General features: G+C 70.7%; 13 protein-coding genes. 8 read left to right on the forward strand and 5 right to left on the reverse strand.

Going from position 1 to position 14,592, the window contains the following annotated elements:
• Window positions 1-113: 113 nt before the first annotated feature.
• Window positions 114-362, forward strand: coding sequence for a DUF3107 domain-containing protein (locus ABGB19_RS00330; protein WP_347682832.1), 249 nt, complete (start codon window positions 114-116; stop codon window positions 360-362).
• Here the strand turns inward: ABGB19_RS00330 and ABGB19_RS00335 are convergent.
• Window positions 349-1,014, reverse strand: coding sequence for a TetR/AcrR family transcriptional regulator (locus ABGB19_RS00335; RefSeq protein WP_347682834.1), 666 nt, complete (start codon window positions 1,012-1,014; stop codon window positions 349-351). The genes ABGB19_RS00330 and ABGB19_RS00335 overlap by 14 nt on opposite strands.
• 140 nt (window positions 1,015-1,154) lie before the next feature.
• Here ABGB19_RS00335 and ABGB19_RS00340 point away from each other — a divergent pair, with 140 nt between their 5' ends.
• The 3 genes from ABGB19_RS00340 (at window position 1,155) to ABGB19_RS00350 (ending at window position 4,385) form a co-directional block, all read left to right on the forward strand.
• Window positions 1,155-2,204: a DUF3152 domain-containing protein gene (locus tag ABGB19_RS00340; protein ID WP_347682836.1), complete on the forward strand. Its 1,050-nt coding sequence runs from the start codon at window positions 1,155-1,157 to the stop codon at window positions 2,202-2,204.
• A gap of 111 nt (window positions 2,205-2,315) precedes the next feature.
• The gene (gene moeZ, locus ABGB19_RS00345; protein ID WP_347682838.1) at window positions 2,316-3,494 is read left to right on the forward strand and encodes an adenylyltransferase/sulfurtransferase MoeZ; all 1,179 of its coding nucleotides are present in this window, start codon (window positions 2,316-2,318) and stop codon (window positions 3,492-3,494) included.
• 36 nt (window positions 3,495-3,530) lie between these two features.
• On the forward strand, window positions 3,531-4,385 hold the full coding sequence (locus ABGB19_RS00350) for a TIGR02569 family protein (RefSeq protein WP_347682840.1): 855 nt from the start codon (window positions 3,531-3,533) through the stop codon (window positions 4,383-4,385).
• A gap of 4 nt (window positions 4,386-4,389) precedes the next feature.
• Here ABGB19_RS00350 and ABGB19_RS00355 read toward each other — a convergent pair whose 3' ends face one another.
• Together ABGB19_RS00355 and ABGB19_RS00360 are read right to left on the reverse strand one after the other, a co-directional pair.
• Window positions 4,390-4,686 carry an MGMT family protein gene (locus ABGB19_RS00355; RefSeq protein WP_347682842.1) on the reverse strand — a complete coding sequence of 99 codons (297 nt, stop codon included), beginning with the start codon at window positions 4,684-4,686 and terminating at the stop codon, window positions 4,390-4,392.
• A 2-nt stretch (window positions 4,687-4,688) separates the two neighbouring features.
• Complete coding sequence (locus ABGB19_RS00360) at window positions 4,689-5,522, reverse strand: alpha/beta fold hydrolase (RefSeq protein ID WP_347682844.1); 834 nt, start codon at window positions 5,520-5,522, stop codon at window positions 4,689-4,691.
• Window positions 5,523-5,528: 6 nt separating this feature from the next.
• Here ABGB19_RS00360 and ABGB19_RS00365 point away from each other — a divergent pair, with 6 nt between their 5' ends.
• Together ABGB19_RS00365 and ABGB19_RS00370 are read left to right on the forward strand one after the other, a co-directional pair.
• Window positions 5,529-8,651, forward strand: coding sequence for an ATP-dependent DNA helicase (locus ABGB19_RS00365; RefSeq protein WP_347682846.1), 3,123 nt, complete (start codon window positions 5,529-5,531; stop codon window positions 8,649-8,651).
• Window positions 8,648-11,884 (forward strand): ATP-dependent DNA helicase, encoded by a 3,237-nt coding sequence (locus ABGB19_RS00370; RefSeq protein WP_347682848.1) that lies wholly within the window; start codon window positions 8,648-8,650, stop codon window positions 11,882-11,884. Before ABGB19_RS00365 ends, ABGB19_RS00370 begins: the two co-directional genes overlap by 4 nt.
• Here the strand turns inward: ABGB19_RS00370 and ABGB19_RS00375 are convergent.
• Window positions 11,881-12,285, reverse strand: a complete 405-nt coding sequence (locus tag ABGB19_RS00375; protein ID WP_347682850.1) for a hypothetical protein — start codon at window positions 12,283-12,285, stop codon at window positions 11,881-11,883. The two genes, ABGB19_RS00370 and ABGB19_RS00375, sit on opposite strands and share 4 nt — an antisense overlap.
• 46 nt (window positions 12,286-12,331) lie before the next feature.
• On the opposite strand from ABGB19_RS00375, the gene ABGB19_RS00380 reads away from it, so the two are divergent.
• Both ABGB19_RS00380 and nudC read left to right on the forward strand, forming a co-directional pair.
• Complete coding sequence (locus ABGB19_RS00380) at window positions 12,332-13,411, forward strand: potassium channel family protein (RefSeq protein ID WP_347682852.1); 1,080 nt, start codon at window positions 12,332-12,334, stop codon at window positions 13,409-13,411.
• A complete protein-coding gene (nudC, locus tag ABGB19_RS00385; protein WP_347682854.1) occupies window positions 13,408-14,340 on the forward strand; it encodes an NAD(+) diphosphatase in 933 nt (310 codons plus the stop codon). The genes ABGB19_RS00380 and nudC overlap by 4 nt, the downstream gene beginning before the upstream one ends.
• Here nudC and ABGB19_RS00390 read toward each other — a convergent pair.
• Complete coding sequence (locus ABGB19_RS00390; RefSeq protein WP_347682856.1) at window positions 14,337-14,588, reverse strand: mycoredoxin; 252 nt, start codon at window positions 14,586-14,588, stop codon at window positions 14,337-14,339. The two genes, nudC and ABGB19_RS00390, sit on opposite strands and share 4 nt — an antisense overlap.
• Between the last annotated feature and the right edge of the window lie 4 nt (window positions 14,589-14,592).

Raw genomic sequence — 14,592 nt, forward strand, 5'->3', positions numbered from 1 at the left:
CGGCCGATCCGTCCCGGACCTTCGCTGACCGCGAACTCACCGGCAGGCGCGCCCGCCGCGGCGTCCACTAGCCTCTTGAAGCAGAGCAAGCAGACGAACGGAAGGGACCAGGCGTGGAGGTCAAGATCGGTGTCGCGGACAGCCCGCGCGAGTTGGTGTTCAACAGCGCGCAGACACCAAGCGAGGTGGAGCAGTTGATCACCGACGCGTTGGCCAAGGACTCGAGCGTGCTGGCTCTGACGGACGAGAAGGGCCGGCGTTTCCTGGTGCAGACCGCCAAGATCGCCTATGTCGAGATCGGGGCGGCGGACGTGCGCCGCGTGGGATTCGGGGTCGGCGCCCAGTCGGCTAAGACCGGGTGAGCGGCACGTGTGACAGGCCGCCCCAGGCGAACGCCACGGTGCCTTCCACCGCGTCGTCTTTGGAGATCGGCCGCTCGTTGTTAAGCCAGTAGCGCGCCGAGTCGACGCTGATCGCGACCAGGCCGACGGCGATCATCCTGGCCCGGTGGGCCTCCAGTCCGGAATCGCGGCTGATCAGGTCGAACACCGCGTCCGTGCAGGCCTCGGTGGCGACCTTCACCTGCGCGGCGACCTGCGGTTCGGTGACGTAGTCGTTCTCGAAGATCAGCCGGTAGCCCTGGCTGTCGTGCTCGATGAAGTCGAAGAACGCCTGGACAGCCGCACGCAGTCGCTGACGGTTGTCGGTGGTGGTCCGCAGCGCCTGGCGGACACCGGAGACGAGGTTCTCGACATGCCTGGCCAGCACCGCGAGATACAGCTCAAGCTTCGACGAGAAGTGTTGGTAGAGAACCGGTTTGCTCACCCCGGCGCGATCGGCGATCTCATCCATACCCGCGGCGTGGTAACCGCGATCGACGAAAACCTCGCTGGCCGCGGCGAGTAGCTGGCCGCGGCGCTCGTCACGCGGCAGCCTGTTGCCCCGGCGGTTCACCACTTCGCCGGTGCCCGGCTGCGCGCCTCTCCTCGCGGCGGTGTTGGCGAGATCGCTCATCACTTCCTTCGTCTGGCGTCATCTGGCCTGGTTTCGCAACGACACTACTACCGTCGGCGCTGCCTGCACGTGAGGCAGTGCACTGGCCGCAAGTGGCGCGCCGGGAGCTCGGGGACGTCGGCCTGTGTCATCCTGTTTCGGTGACGTACGACTCGGGGCGTCGCGGGGGCTCGGGACTCCACGGGGGCGTGCCCGCCAAGCGCAACGAGTGGCGCGAGCCTCTGCGCGCCCAGCGCGACCCGCTCGCCGAGGGCTCCGGCCGCGTCCGGTCCAACCGCGACGAGCACCGCCGGGTCCGCAAGCAGACGTGGCTTGGCCGCTTCATCTCGACCTACGGCTGGCGCGCGTACGCGCTGCCGATCCTGATCGCGGTGACCGCGGTGGTGGTGTACCAGACGATCACCGGCGCCAGCGCGCCCGCGCCGGTGATCGGGGCCGAGGGGCCGGTGCAGGGCCCCCCGACCATCGGTGTGGCCAGCACCGCGATCATCGGCGCACCGCCCAAGGGCCTGACCCAGTTCGACGCGAACCTGCCCACCGGGATCCTGCCCGAGGGCGGCCCGTTCACCGAGGCGGGCGCCAAGACGTGGCATATCGTGCCGGGCACCACGCCGCAGGTGGGGGAGGGCACCGCGAAGGTGTTCACCTACACCGTCGAGGTCGAGGACGGGATCGACACCACGACGTTCGGCGGTGACGACGGGTTCGCCCGGATGGTCACCGAGACGCTGGCCAACCCCAAGAGCTGGACCCACAACCCGCAGTTCGGGTTCACCCGCCTCGACGCGGCGTCCGGGGCGCCGCCGGACTTCCGGGTGTCGTTGAGCACACCGATGACCGTGCGCGAGGGCTGCGGCTACGACATCCAGCTCGAGGCCAGCTGCTACAACCCCGCCTACGTCGACGGACAGCCGCGGGTGTTCATCAACGAGGCCCGCTGGGTCCGCGGCGCGGTGCCGTTCCAGGGCGACGTCGGCTCGTACCGGCAGTACCTGGTCAATCACGAGGTGGGCCACGCGATCGGCTACCAGCGTCACGAACCCTGCGGCGCCCAGGACCAGTTGGCGCCGGTAATGATGCAGCAGACCTTCTCGACGACCAACAACGACGCGGCGAAGTTCGACCCGCAGTCGGTCAAGCCGGACAGCAAGACCTGCAAACCCAACCCCTGGCCGTACCCGATCGCCTGACGTTCGCCGCGCTCCGAGCGTGCGGGAAGGGCTGGGGTCTCGTTGCTGTTGAATGCGGTACCTGATGTGATGGTCAGGAGACTTGGAACCAAGGTGAATCGAGGAAATACGGTGTCGACACCGTTGCCGCCGCTGGTAGAACCGGCGGGCGAACTGACACGTGAGGAAGTCGCGCGCTACAGCCGCCACCTCATCATCCCGGACCTCGGCCTGGACGGGCAGAAGCGGCTGAAGAACGCGCGCGTGCTCGTTATCGGCGCCGGCGGGCTGGGCTCACCGACGCTGCTGTACCTCGCCGCCGCCGGGGTCGGCACCATCGGCATCGTCGAGTTCGACGTCGTCGACGAGTCGAACCTGCAGCGCCAGATCATCCACGGCCAGTCCGACATCGGGCGGTCGAAGGCCGAGAGCGCTCGCGACTCCATCCTCGAGGTCAACCCGCTGGTCGACGTGCGCCTGCACGAGTTCCGTCTGGAACCCAACAACGCCGTCGAGCTGTTCGGCCAGTACGACCTGATCCTCGACGGCACAGACAACTTCGCTACCCGCTACCTGGTCAACGACGCCGCGGTGCTGGCGGGCAAGCCCTACGTGTGGGGCTCGATCTACCGCTTCGAAGGCCAGGTCTCGGTGTTCTGGGAGGACGCGCCGAACGGTCTGGGCCTGAACTACCGCGACCTCTACCCCGAGCCGCCGCCGCCGGGAATGGTGCCGTCGTGCGCGGAGGGCGGCGTGCTCGGCATCCTGTGCGCGTCGATCGCGTCGGTGATGGGCACCGAGGCCATCAAGCTGATCACCGGCATCGGCGAGCCGCTGCTAGGCCGGCTGATGGTGTACGACGCGCTCGACATGACGTACCGGACCATCAAGATCCGCAAGGACCCGTCGACGCCGAAGATCACCGAGTTGATCGACTACGAGGAGTTCTGCGGCGTCGTCTCCGATGCCGCCGCCGATGCCGTCGCCGACGCGACGATCACGCCGCGCGAGCTCAAGGAACTGCTCGATTCCGGTAAGCCGCTGGCGCTGATCGACGTCCGTGAACCCGTTGAGTGGGACATCAACCGCATCGAGGGGGCGCAGCTGATCCCCAAGGGTGCGTTCGAGTCCGGCGAGGCGCTGTCGCGGCTGCAGATCGACCGCACGCCGGTGTTCTACTGCAAGACCGGGATCCGCTCGGCCGAGGTGCTGGCTATCGCGAAGAAGGCCGGCTTCTCCGACGCGATGCACGTGCAGGGCGGAATCGTCGCGTGGGGCAAGCAACTCGAACCCGACATGGTGATGTACTAACGGCTGGTTTGCCGGTCCTCGGCTTAGGCTGAGGTGGTGACTGTCGAGCGGCCACCGGATCATGTGCTGGCGGCCTTCGGGCTGACCGGTGTGCAGCCGGCGCCGTCGGGGTCGGGCTGGGAAGGCGGCTGGCGCTGCGGCGAAGTCGTGCTGTCGATGGTCGCCGACCATGCCCGTGCCGCCTGGTCGGCCAAGGTGCGCGAGACGCTCTTCGTCGACGGGGTGCGACTGGCTCGGCCGGTGCGCTCCACCGACGGTCGCTATGTCGTGGCGGGCTGGCGTGCGGACACCTTCGTGGCGGGCACGCCCGAGCCACGCCACGACGAGGTGGTTTCCGCCGCGGTGCGTTTGCACGAGGCGACGGCCAAACTCGAACGTCCACGGTTCCTCACCCAGCCGCCCGTCGCGCCGTGGGCCGACGTCGACGTGTTCATCGCCGCCGACCGCGCGGCATGGGAGGAGCGCCCGCTGCATTCGCTGCCGCCGGGTGCCCGCGTGGCGCCCGGTTCGGCGGACGGGCAGCGCTCGGTCGAACTGCTCAACCAGCTGGCCGGCCTGCGCAGACCGACCAAGAGCCCCAGCCAGCTCGTGCACGGAGACCTCTACGGCACAGTGCTTTTCGCCGGCACAGCGGCGCCCGGCATCACCGACATCATCCCGTACTGGCGGCCCGCGTCGTGGGCGGCCGGGGTCGTGGTGGTCGACGCGCTGTCCTGGGGTGAGGCCGACGACGGGCTGGTCGAACGCTGGAGTCCGCTTCCGGAATGGCCGCAGATGTTGTTGCGCGCGTTGATGTTCCGTATCGCCGTGCATGCGCTGCATCCGAGGTCGACGGCGGCGGCGTTCCCGGGGCTGGCCCGCACCGCGGCGCTGGTCCGGCTGGCGCTGTAGGCGCCTAGAATTCGTGGCGCACCTCGCGCAGCCGAATGCGGCCGTCGCGCGCGAGCACCCCTTCGGCGCGCAGCAGTTCCAGCTGGCGCGTCGTCAGGTGCGGCGCCGGCCGGCCGGACGCCCTGATGACCCGGTGCCACGGCAGGTCCGCCGAATCCGTGCGCATGATCCAGGCCACGATGCGCGGACTGGACAGCCCCGCCGCGTCGGCGATGTCGCCGTAGGTGCACACCCTGCCGGGCGGGATGGCCGCCACCAGGGCACGCACCGCCTCGACCTGGTCGTCGCTGATCGGCGCCATCGCTAGTCCAGTTGTGCGCGGATCAAGGCGGCCGTGTCCTCGGGCAACGCCTGGGCGACCATGTGGTCGCACTCCCACTCCAACAGCGTGAAGCCGTCGCCCACCCGATCGGCCAGTGACGCGATCAGGCCGTCGGTCGCGTACGGCGGCTCGGTGCGGGCGGCTCGGACCAATGTCGTCGGAATCCCGTTGTCCGGCAGGGCAATCGGCCTGGCCAGCTCGCTCCAATACGACAGCATGGCCGGGATGCTGATCCGCCACCCGACCCGGCCGTTGGGCAGGTCGATCAGGTGCTCGTCGAGTTCGCGGTCCAGTTCGGCCGGCTCCACCTCACCCCACGACCCGTTGGCCTTCTCCGCGCGCGCCTCGGCGCGGTCGGTGTAGTCGGGCGAGGCGTACATGTCGTCGGCGATGTCGCGCATCCACGCACCGTCCAGGCCGACCGCCGGGTCGAGCAGCACCAGGCTGGACACGAGTTCGGGCCGGGCGGCGGCCAGGCTCAGCGCAACCGCGCCGCCTAACGAATGACCCACCACGACCACGGGACGGCCCGGGTCGACCAGTGCGGCCAGCGCGGCCACATTGGCCTCCAGCGTCCACGGCGCGGCCCGCGACGACCGGCCGTGCCCGATGAGGTCCGGTGCGGCGATCGAGAACTCGGCCAGGTGCCGCGTCGCCAGCGTCTGCCACCGCTGCCCGTGTCCGGTCAGCCCGTGGATGGCCAGGATCTGCGCCGGACCGGCCGGGCCGTACCGGTACACCTGCAGAGGTCCGCTCACGACTGCGATGGTGCCAGCCGCGGCCGACGGTCGCTTGTCGGACCCCCGTGGTGTCATGCGTTCATGTCCGCACCGCACACCGATCTGACCCCGACCGCGCTCACCGAGCCCGGCACGCGCGGCGTCTTCCGCGTGATCGGAGGGGCGGGCAGCGGCAAGAGCACGCTGCTGGTACGGGCCGCCGTCGCCCACATCGCCGCCGGGATGGATCCGGAATCGGTTCTGCTGCTGACGGGTTCGGCCCGCCTCGGTGCACAGGCGCGCGCGGCGATCACGTCGACGCTGTTGCAGGCGGGCGGCCGTCCGGTGGTGCGGGAACCGCTGGTGCGCACCGTGCACTCCTATGCGTTCGCCGTGCTGCGGCTGGCGGCGCAGCGCAACGGTGACCCGCCGCCGCGGCTGATCACCGGCGCGGAACAGGACGGCATCATCCGCGAACTGCTTGCCGGCGACCTCGAGGACGGCGCGAAATCGGCCGTCGGGTGGCCTGCGCACCTGTGTCCGGCGCTGAGCACCGTCGGGTTCGCGACCGAACTGCGCGACCTGCTCGCCCGCTGCACCGAACGCGGGGTCGATCCCGTTGCGCTGCAAGGCATCGGACGGCGGGCGGGTCGGCCCGAATGGCTGGCCGCCGGCCGGTTCGCGCAGGCCTACGAGCAGATCATGCTGCTGCGGTCGGCCGTCGGGATGGCCGCCCCGCAGGCCACCATTCCCGCGCTGGGCGCGGCCGAGCTGGTCGGGGCGGCGCTGGAAGCCCTCGCCACCGATGCCGACCTGCTCGCCGACGAGCGCAGCCGGATCGGGCTGCTGCTGGTCGATGACGCTCAGCACCTCGATCCGCAGGCCGCGCTGCTGGTTCGCGTACTGTCCGAGGGCGCGGAACTGGCCGTGCTCGCAGGCGATCCCAACCAGGCGGTGTTCGGCTACCGCGGCGCCGACCCCGCACTGCTGCGCGGAGAGGGTCCGACGATCACGCTGGCCCAGTCCCACCGCTGCGCACCTGCGGTCGCCGAAGCCATCACCGAGATCGCCCGCCGGCTGCCGGGTTCCGACGACGGTCGCGTTCTGGCCGGCGCGGCGGGGAAGGCCGGGTCGGTGGCCGTGCGCATCGCCGCCTCACCGCATGCCGAGTCGGCGCTGATCGCCGACGCGTTGCGCCGCGCGCATCTGGTCGACGGGGTGCCGTGGTCGCAGATGGCCGTCATCGTGCGCTCGGTCCCTCGGGTCGGGGCCGCGCTCGCACGCACGTTGTCGGCGGCGGGTGTGCCCGTGGACACGTCGGCGCCGACGACGCCGCTGGCCGAACAGGCTGCGGTGCAGGCGCTGCTGGGGGTGCTGGCGGCGACAGCGCAGGCTCTGGATGCCGACACGGCGCGGTCCTTGGTGACCGGGCCGATCGGGCGGGTCGATCCGGTGTCGCTGCGCCAGTTGCGAAGGGCGCTGCGGCGCGCCGATTCCGCCCACCCGCCGCGTGATTTCGACCAGCTGCTGATCGATGCGCTGCACCGCGGTGTCGACGGCCTGCCCGAGCACCTCGACCGTCCCCTCGGCCGGGTGCGGGCGGTGCTGGATGCGGCCCGCCGCAGCGCCGACGGCGGGGCCGACCCGCGCTACACGCTGTGGCAGGCCTGGCACCGGTCCGGTTTGCAGCGGCGCTGGCTGGCGGCCAGCGAACGTGGCGGCCCGGCGGGCGCACAGGCCGACCGCGCCCTCGACGCCGTCACCGCGCTGTTCGACGTCGCCGAGCAGTACGTGAACCGCACCGCGGGTGCGTCGCTGCGTGGCCTCATCGACCACGTCGCGGCCCTGGGCTCGCCTGCCCTCGAGGAACGCGCCGACTCCGACGCCGTGGCGGTGCTCAGCGCACACGCGGCGCTGGGGCGAGAATGGGAGTTCGTCGTCATCGCCGGTGTGCAGGAGGGGCTGTGGCCCAACACGGTTCCGCGCGGAGGTGTGCTGGCCACCCAGCAGCTCGTCGACGTGCTCGACGGCGTCACCGCCGAGGGCGAGCGCGGGGTGTCGACCAGGGCGCCGCTGCTGGCCGAGGAACGCCGCCTGCTCATCGCGGCGATGGGACGCGCGCGGAGCCGGCTGCTGGTCACGGCCGTCGACAGCGACGCCGGCGACGAGTCCATGCTGCCGTCGGCGTTCTGCGGTGAACTGACCGCTGTCGCCGGTGGCACCGACCTCGATCTCGCCCCCCCGGTGGTCGCACCGCGGGTGCTGACGCCCGCCGCGCTGGTGGGCCGGCTGCGGGCGGTGGTGTGCGCCGCCGACGGCGCCGTCGACGACGCGCAGCGGTTCTGCGCGGCAACCCAATTGGCGCGGCTCGCGGCGGCGGGGGTGGCGGGCGCCGATCCCGGTCAGTGGTACGCGATGACGCCGGTGTCCAGTGACGAACCGTTGTGGAACGGTGACGAGCACATCGTGACCCTGTCGCCGTCGACGCTGCAGATGCTCAGCGACTGCCCGCTGCGCTGGCTGCTGGAACGCCATGGCGGCACCGACGGACGGGACGTGCGGTCCGCGGTCGGGTCTCTGGTGCATGCGCTCGTCGCCGACGCAGACAGCGCCGAGAGCCAGATGGCCGGCGGCCTCGAGAAGGTCTGGGGGAAACTGCCCTTCGACTCGCGCTGGTACGCCGACAACGAGCTCGGCCGCCACCGCGCGATGCTCGCGGCGTTCGCGCAGTGGCGCGCACAGACCCGCCGGGAGCTCACCGAGGTCGGTACGGAAGTCGCCGTCGACGGCGTCATCGGCGGCCAGGAGGGTCAGCCGCAGGTCCGGGTGCGGGGTCGCATCGACCGGCTCGAGCGCGACACCGAAGGGCGGCTGGTCGTGGTCGACGTGAAGACCGGCAAGAGCCCGGTCACCAAGGACGACGCGCAGCGCCACGCCCAGCTCGCGATGTACCAGCTCGCGGTCGCCGAAGGGCTGCTGGCGCAAGGTGATTCGCCCGGCGGCGGCCGTCTGGTCTATCTCGGCAAGACCGGCACGTCCGGCGTGGCCGAACGCGAGCAGGAGCCGCTGACCGCCGACGGGCGCGCCGAGTGGCGTGATTCCGTAGAGCGGGCGGCGGCCGCCACCCAGGGGCCCGACTTCGTCGCGCGGATCAACGACGGCTGCAGTCACTGCCCCGTTCGGGCGATGTGCCCCGCCCAGGCCGCCCGGGGAGGCCGCTCATGACGCCGCGCTACAGCCCGTCGGAACTGGCCGCCGCACTCGGCCTGTTCGCGCCGACCGACGAACAGGCCGCCGTGATCGCCGCGCCCCCCGGGCCGCTGGTGGTCATCGCGGGCGCGGGCGCGGGCAAGACGGAAACCATGGCCGCGCGGGTGGTCTGGTTGGTCGCCAACGGTTACGCGCGGTCGGGCGAGGTGCTCGGGCTGACGTTCACGCGCAAGGCCGCCGGCCAACTGCTGCGGCGCGTCCGCACCCGACTCGCCCGGTTGGCGGGCACCGGGCTGGTTCCGGATGCGGCGGGCACGGCCGACGAACCGCCGACCGTCGGCACCTATCACGCCTTCGCCGGCACCCTGCTGCGGGAGTACGGCCTATTGCTCCCGGTGGAGCCCGATACGCGCCTGCTGAGCGAAACGGAACTGTGGCAGTTGGCATTTCGCGTGGTGTGCGAGCATCCCGCACTGGAGACCGACAAGACGCCTGCGGCCGTCACCTCGATGGTGCTGCGGCTGGCGGGGCAGCTCGCCGAGCACCTCGTCGACACCGACCAGTTGCGCGACACGCACGTCGAACTCGAACGTCTCGTGCACACCCTGCCCGCCGGGCCGTACCAGCGCGACCGTGGCCCCAGCCAGTGGCTGCTGCGGATGCTCGCCACGCAGACCGAGCGCACCGAACTCGTCCCGCTCATCGACGCCCTGCATCAGCGGATGCGTGCGGAGAAGGTGATGGATTTCGGCATGCAGATGGCCTCGGCCGCGCGACTGGCCGAGAACTTCCCGCACGTCGGCGAGCAACTGCGCCACCGGTACCGGGTGGTGCTGCTCGACGAGTACCAGGACACCGGTCACGCGCAACGCGTCGCGCTGTCGTCGTTGTTCGGCGGCGGGGTCGACGACGATCTGGCGTTGACCGCGGTGGGCGATCCGATTCAGTCGATCTACGGTTGGCGCGGCGCCTCGGCGACCAACCTGCCCCGGTTCACCTCGGACTTCCCGCGTCCCGACGGAAGCCCGGCGCCGGCGCTGGAACTGCGGACAAGTTGGCGCAACCCGCCGCGGGCGTTGCATCTGGCCAACGCGGTGTCACAGGAGGCGCGGCGGCGTTCGGTCGCCGTGCGCTCGCTGCGGCCCCGGCCGGACGCCGAGCCGGGAACCATCCGGTGTGCGCTGATGAATGACGTCGTCGCCGAACGTGATTGGGTGGCCGACCAGATCGCCGACATCTACCGCTCCACGCGCGGGGACGATGCTCCGGTGCCGACCGCCGCGGTCCTGGTGCGGCGCAACGCCGACGCCGCACCGATGGCGGACGCGCTGACCGCGCGCGGGGTGCCCGTCGAGGTGGTGGGCCTGGCCGGACTGCTCGGTGTGCCCGAGGTCGCCGACGTGGTGGCGATGCTGCGGTTGATCGCCGACCCCACCGCAGGCAGCGCTGCCATGCGCGTGTTGACGGGTCCGCGGTGGCGGTTGGGCGGGCGCGACATCGCGGCGCTGTGGCGGCGTGCGGTCGAACTCGACGACAGCAGTTCGACCGGGGACGTCGGCGTGACCGACCAGATCGTCGCGCAGGCGGCACCCGACGCCGACGCCTCCTGTCTGGCGGAAGCCATCACCGATCCCGGTGCGCCAGCGACCTATTCGCCCACGGGATACCACCGCATCGTGGCCTTGGCCCGGGAACTGACCGCGCTGCGCGCCCACCTGTCGCACCCGCTGCCCGACCTGGTCGCCGAGGTGCGCCGGGTGCTCGGCATCGACACCGAGGTGCGCGCGAGCCGCGCCGTGGCGGCCGGGTGGTCGGGCACCGAGCACCTCGACGCGTTCGCCGATGTCGTCGCCGATTTCGCCGCCCGCCCCGGCGCCGACGTCACCGGCTTACTGGCTTATCTCGAAGCCGCCGAACAGGTCGAGAACGGTCTGGCCCCCGCCGAGACGTCCGTCGCGAGCGACCGCGTCCAGATCCTGACCATCCACGCGGCGAAGGGCCTCGAGTGGCAGGTGGTCGCCGTACCGCACCTGAGCGGGCGGGTGTTCCCGTCCACCGGATCGGCGCGCACCTGGCTCACCGACGCGGGCGACCTGCCGCCGCTGTTGCGCGGCGACCGGGCCACGTTGTCCGAGCACGGCGTTCCGGTGCTGGACACTTCCGACGTCAACGACCGCAAGCGGTTGTCGGACGGCATCCACGAGCACAAGCAGCGTCTCGAGCAGCGTCGCATCGACGAGGAACGCCGGCTGCTCTACGTCGCGCTCACCCGGGCCGAGGACACGCTGCTGCTCTCGGGTCACCACTGGGGTGTGTCCGAGAGCAAGCCCCGCGGCCCGTCGAGCTTCCTGTGCGAGCTCAAGGACATCATCGAGCGGTCGGCCGAGGCCGGCGACCCGTGCGGTGTCATCGAACACTGGGCGCCCGCACCACCGGACGGCGAGCCGAACCCGTTGCGCGACAACGTCGTCGAAGCGGTCTGGCCCGTCGATCCGGCAGGCACCCGCCGAGCCGACGTCGAACGGGGTGCCGGCCTGGTGAGCGCGGCGATGTCCGATGCCGTAGCCGACATGCCCGTCGACTCCGCCGAGGACTGGGCCGCGGACGTGGACGCGCTGCTGGCGGAGCGCGAACGGGGCACCGACAGCCCCGTACCGCCGCTGCCCGTGCAGGTGTCGGTCAGCACGCTGGTCGAACTCGGGCGGGACCCCGACGCGGTCGCCCAGCGGCTGCGCAGGCGGGTGCCGACGCGGCCGGATCCACACGCCCTGCTGGGCACCGCCTTTCACGACTGGGTGCAGCGTTTCTACCACGCCGAGCGGCTGTTCGACCTCGACGACCTACCCGGTGCGGTCGACCACGACGTCGTGGCCGACGAACTCGCCGACCTGCAGGCGGCGTTCGCGGTGTCGGCGTGGGCCGCACGCACCCCGATCGACGTCGAGGTGCCCTTCGACATGGTCATCGCCGGACGGGTGGTGCGGGGACGCATCGACGCGGTGTTCGCCGACGACGACGGCGGCGCCACCGTGGTCGACTGGAAGACCGGCGCCCCGCCGGCCACGCCGGAAGCCAGGCGGCACGCCGCCGTTCAGCTCGCGGTGTACCGGCTGGCGTGGGCGGCGTTGCACGACCTTCCCGTCGAGAAGGTGCGCGCGGCGTTCCATTACGTGCGCACCGCGACGACGGTCTCCCCGGATACGCTGCCCGACACCGACCAACTCGCCGAGCTGCTGGAGGTGGCCTAAGACTCGCGATAGATCTTCAGCGCGCTGGTAATCATCGGGATCTGCAGCGGGAGCCGGGCGATCGCGACCGCCCGCAGTGCCCACGGCTTGGCAGGGTCTCTGAACCACAGCCGCGCCATGTTGATGTTGCCCGGCCACACCGCCAGGAACAGCGCGACGGCCGCGGCCGCCCCCGTCTTGCGTGTCCGCGGTGCGGCGAGCGCGGCCGCGACGCCGAGCTCGGCCACTCCGGACGCGTAGGTGTAGAACCGCGGGCTGCCGGGCAGTTCGGCGGGAATGATGCCGTCGAAGGGCTTCGGGGCCAAAAAGTGCAGGGTCCCGATGCCGAACAGCATGGCGGCCATCCGGGCGGCCGGCGTCATGCCGGTGATGCGCTGCAGTGGGGCTGAGGGGAAGGTCATGATTACATTGTGCTGGTGCGGCAGTCCCATGCGGTGACGGACCCTCGTGGCTAGGGGAAGCCTTCGGCGTCGGCTGGGCCGAATCAACCAGCCGCTCGCCGAACAGCCCGTTCACTCGATCGTGGACCGGGTGACGATCCCCCAAGACGTGCCCAGCCCCTGGCTCCGGATCACCAAGCGCATCGTCATCGCCCTCGCGGTGCTGTGCGCCGTGGTGTTGATCGTCTACATCGATCGCGACGGCTATTCGGACACCCAGGAAAACGGTCTGTCCCTGCTGGACTGCTTCTATTACGCGACCGTGTCGCTGTCGACGACCGGCTATGGCGACATCGCCCCGATCACCGATGGCGCTCGCTTCGTCAATATCGTCGTGATCACCCCGCTCCGGGTCGCGTTTCTGATCGTCCTCATCGGTACGACGGTCGAGACCCTGACCACCGAGTCGCGGCAGGCGTTCAAGATTCAGCAGTGGAGGAACAAAGTGCGCAACCACACCGTGGTAATCGGTTACGGCACCAAGGGCCGGACCGCGGTGGCCGCCATGGTCGGCGACGAGATCGCGCCGGCCGACATCGTCGTGGTGGACGAGAACCCGGCCGCCCTGGAACGGGCCAAGAGCGCAGGCCTGGTGACCGTTCGCGGCAGCGCGACGGATTCGGAGGTCCTGCGGCTGGCCAGTGCCCAGCACGCGAAGGCGATCATCGTCGCGGCCAACCGCGACGACACCGCCGTCCTGGTGACGCTGACCGCCCGCGAACTCGCCCCGAAGGCCAAAATCATCGCCGCCGTCCGGGAAGCCGAGAACCAGCATCTGCTGCAGCAGTCGGGGGCGGACTCGACGGTGGTGACCTCCGAGACGGCGGGCAGGCTGCTGGGCATCGCCGTGCAGACGCCCAGCGTCGTCGAGATGATGGAGGACCTGCTGACCCCGGATGCCGGCTTCGCGATCGCCGAACGTGAGGTCACCCCGAAAGAGACGGGCGGGTCACCGAGGCATCTGTCCGACATCGTGTTGGGGGTGGTGCGCAGCGGCCAACTGCTGCGCGTCGACGACGCTCAAGTCGATTCCCTGGAGTCCGGCGACCGGCTGCTCTACATCCGCAGCGCGGACGCCGAGCGATGAGGGCCATCGGGTTCGAACTCCGCAACGTCCCGCTGCTGTCCCGCGTCGGCGCGGACCGGGCCGACACGCTGCGCACTGACGTCGACGCGGCGCTGGCCGGCTGGCCGGACGCGCTGGTGCTGCGCGTCGACCGCCGCAACCAGGTGCTGATCTCCGGCGGCCAGGTGGTCCTCGGCAATGCCGCCACCCTCGGCGACAAACCGCCGGAGCACGCGGTGTTCCTGGGCAGGCTCCCCGACGGCAGGCACGTGTGGGGCATCCGCTCCGCGCTGGAGGGACCCGAGGATCCGCACACCGAAACCGAGGTGCTCGACCTGCGGCGCGCGGGTCAGGTTTTCGACGACGTCAGCGCGCAATTGGTCGCGACGGCGACCGCGCTGCTCAACTGGCACGACAGAGCGCGCTTCAGTGCACTCGACGGCTCACCGACCAAGTCCATCAAGGGTGGCTGGTCGCGGATCAACCCCGTCAACGGCCACGAGGAGTTCCCGCGGATCGACCCCGCCGTGATCTGCCTGGTGCACGACGGGCACGACCGCGCGGTGCTGGCCCGTCAGACGGTGTGGCCCGAGCGGCTGTTCTCGATCCTGGCTGGCTTCGTCGAGGCCGGGGAGTCCTTCGAGTCGTGCGTCGTACGCGAGATCGCCGAGGAGATCGGGCTGACGGTGACCGACGTGCGCTACCTGGGCAGCCAGCCGTGGCCGTTCCCCCGGTCGCTGATGGTCGGCTTCCACGCGGTCGGCGATCCCGAGCAGGAGTTCTCGTTCAACGACGGCGAGATCGCCGAGGCCGCCTGGTTCACGCGCGCCGAGATCCGCGACGCGCTCGACCACGGGGACTGGAGCAGCGACTCACCGTCGCGACTGCTGTTACCGGGGTCGATCTCGATCGCCCGGGAGATCATCGAGTCCTGGGCGGCGCTGGACTAACCGGCGAGTTTCGCCTTGACCTCGGCGCCACTCGGGTTGGTCAACGTCGACCCGTCGGCGAACTTCAGCGTCGGCACCGTCTGGTTGCCGCCGTTGACCGAGGCGACGAACTCGGCGGCCGCGGGATCCCTCTCGATGTCGACCTCGGTGAACGCGATGCCCTCTATCTGCATCACCTTCTTCAAGCGGAAGCAGTAACCGCACCACGTCGTGGTGTACATCGTCACGGGAGTCTGCGCTGCGCTCATAAGG

Origin of the sequence: Mycobacterium sp. B14F4, assembly GCF_039871645.1 — a bacterium.
Lineage (GTDB): Bacteria > Actinomycetota > Actinomycetes > Mycobacteriales > Mycobacteriaceae > Mycobacterium.

Excerpts from the sequence above, each read along its gene's own strand:
- ABGB19_RS00335 (WP_347682834.1), bottom strand. The coding sequence starts at position 1,014 with ATGAGCGATCTCGCCAACACCGCCGCGAGGAGAGGCGCGCAGCCGGGC.
- ABGB19_RS00355 (WP_347682842.1), bottom strand. The coding sequence starts at position 4,686 with ATGGCGCCGATCAGCGACGACCAGGTCGAGGCGGTGCGTGCCCTGGTG.
- ABGB19_RS00360 (WP_347682844.1), bottom strand. The coding sequence starts at position 5,522 with ATGACACCACGGGGGTCCGACAAGCGACCGTCGGCCGCGGCTGGCACC.
- ABGB19_RS00365 (WP_347682846.1), top strand. The coding sequence starts at position 5,529 with ATGTCCGCACCGCACACCGATCTGACCCCGACCGCGCTCACCGAGCCC.
- ABGB19_RS00370 (WP_347682848.1), top strand. The coding sequence starts at position 8,648 with ATGACGCCGCGCTACAGCCCGTCGGAACTGGCCGCCGCACTCGGCCTG.
- ABGB19_RS00375 (WP_347682850.1), bottom strand. The coding sequence starts at position 12,285 with ATGACCTTCCCCTCAGCCCCACTGCAGCGCATCACCGGCATGACGCCG.
- nudC (WP_347682854.1), top strand. The coding sequence starts at position 13,408 with ATGAGGGCCATCGGGTTCGAACTCCGCAACGTCCCGCTGCTGTCCCGC.
- ABGB19_RS00390 (WP_347682856.1), bottom strand. The coding sequence starts at position 14,588 with ATGAGCGCAGCGCAGACTCCCGTGACGATGTACACCACGACGTGGTGC.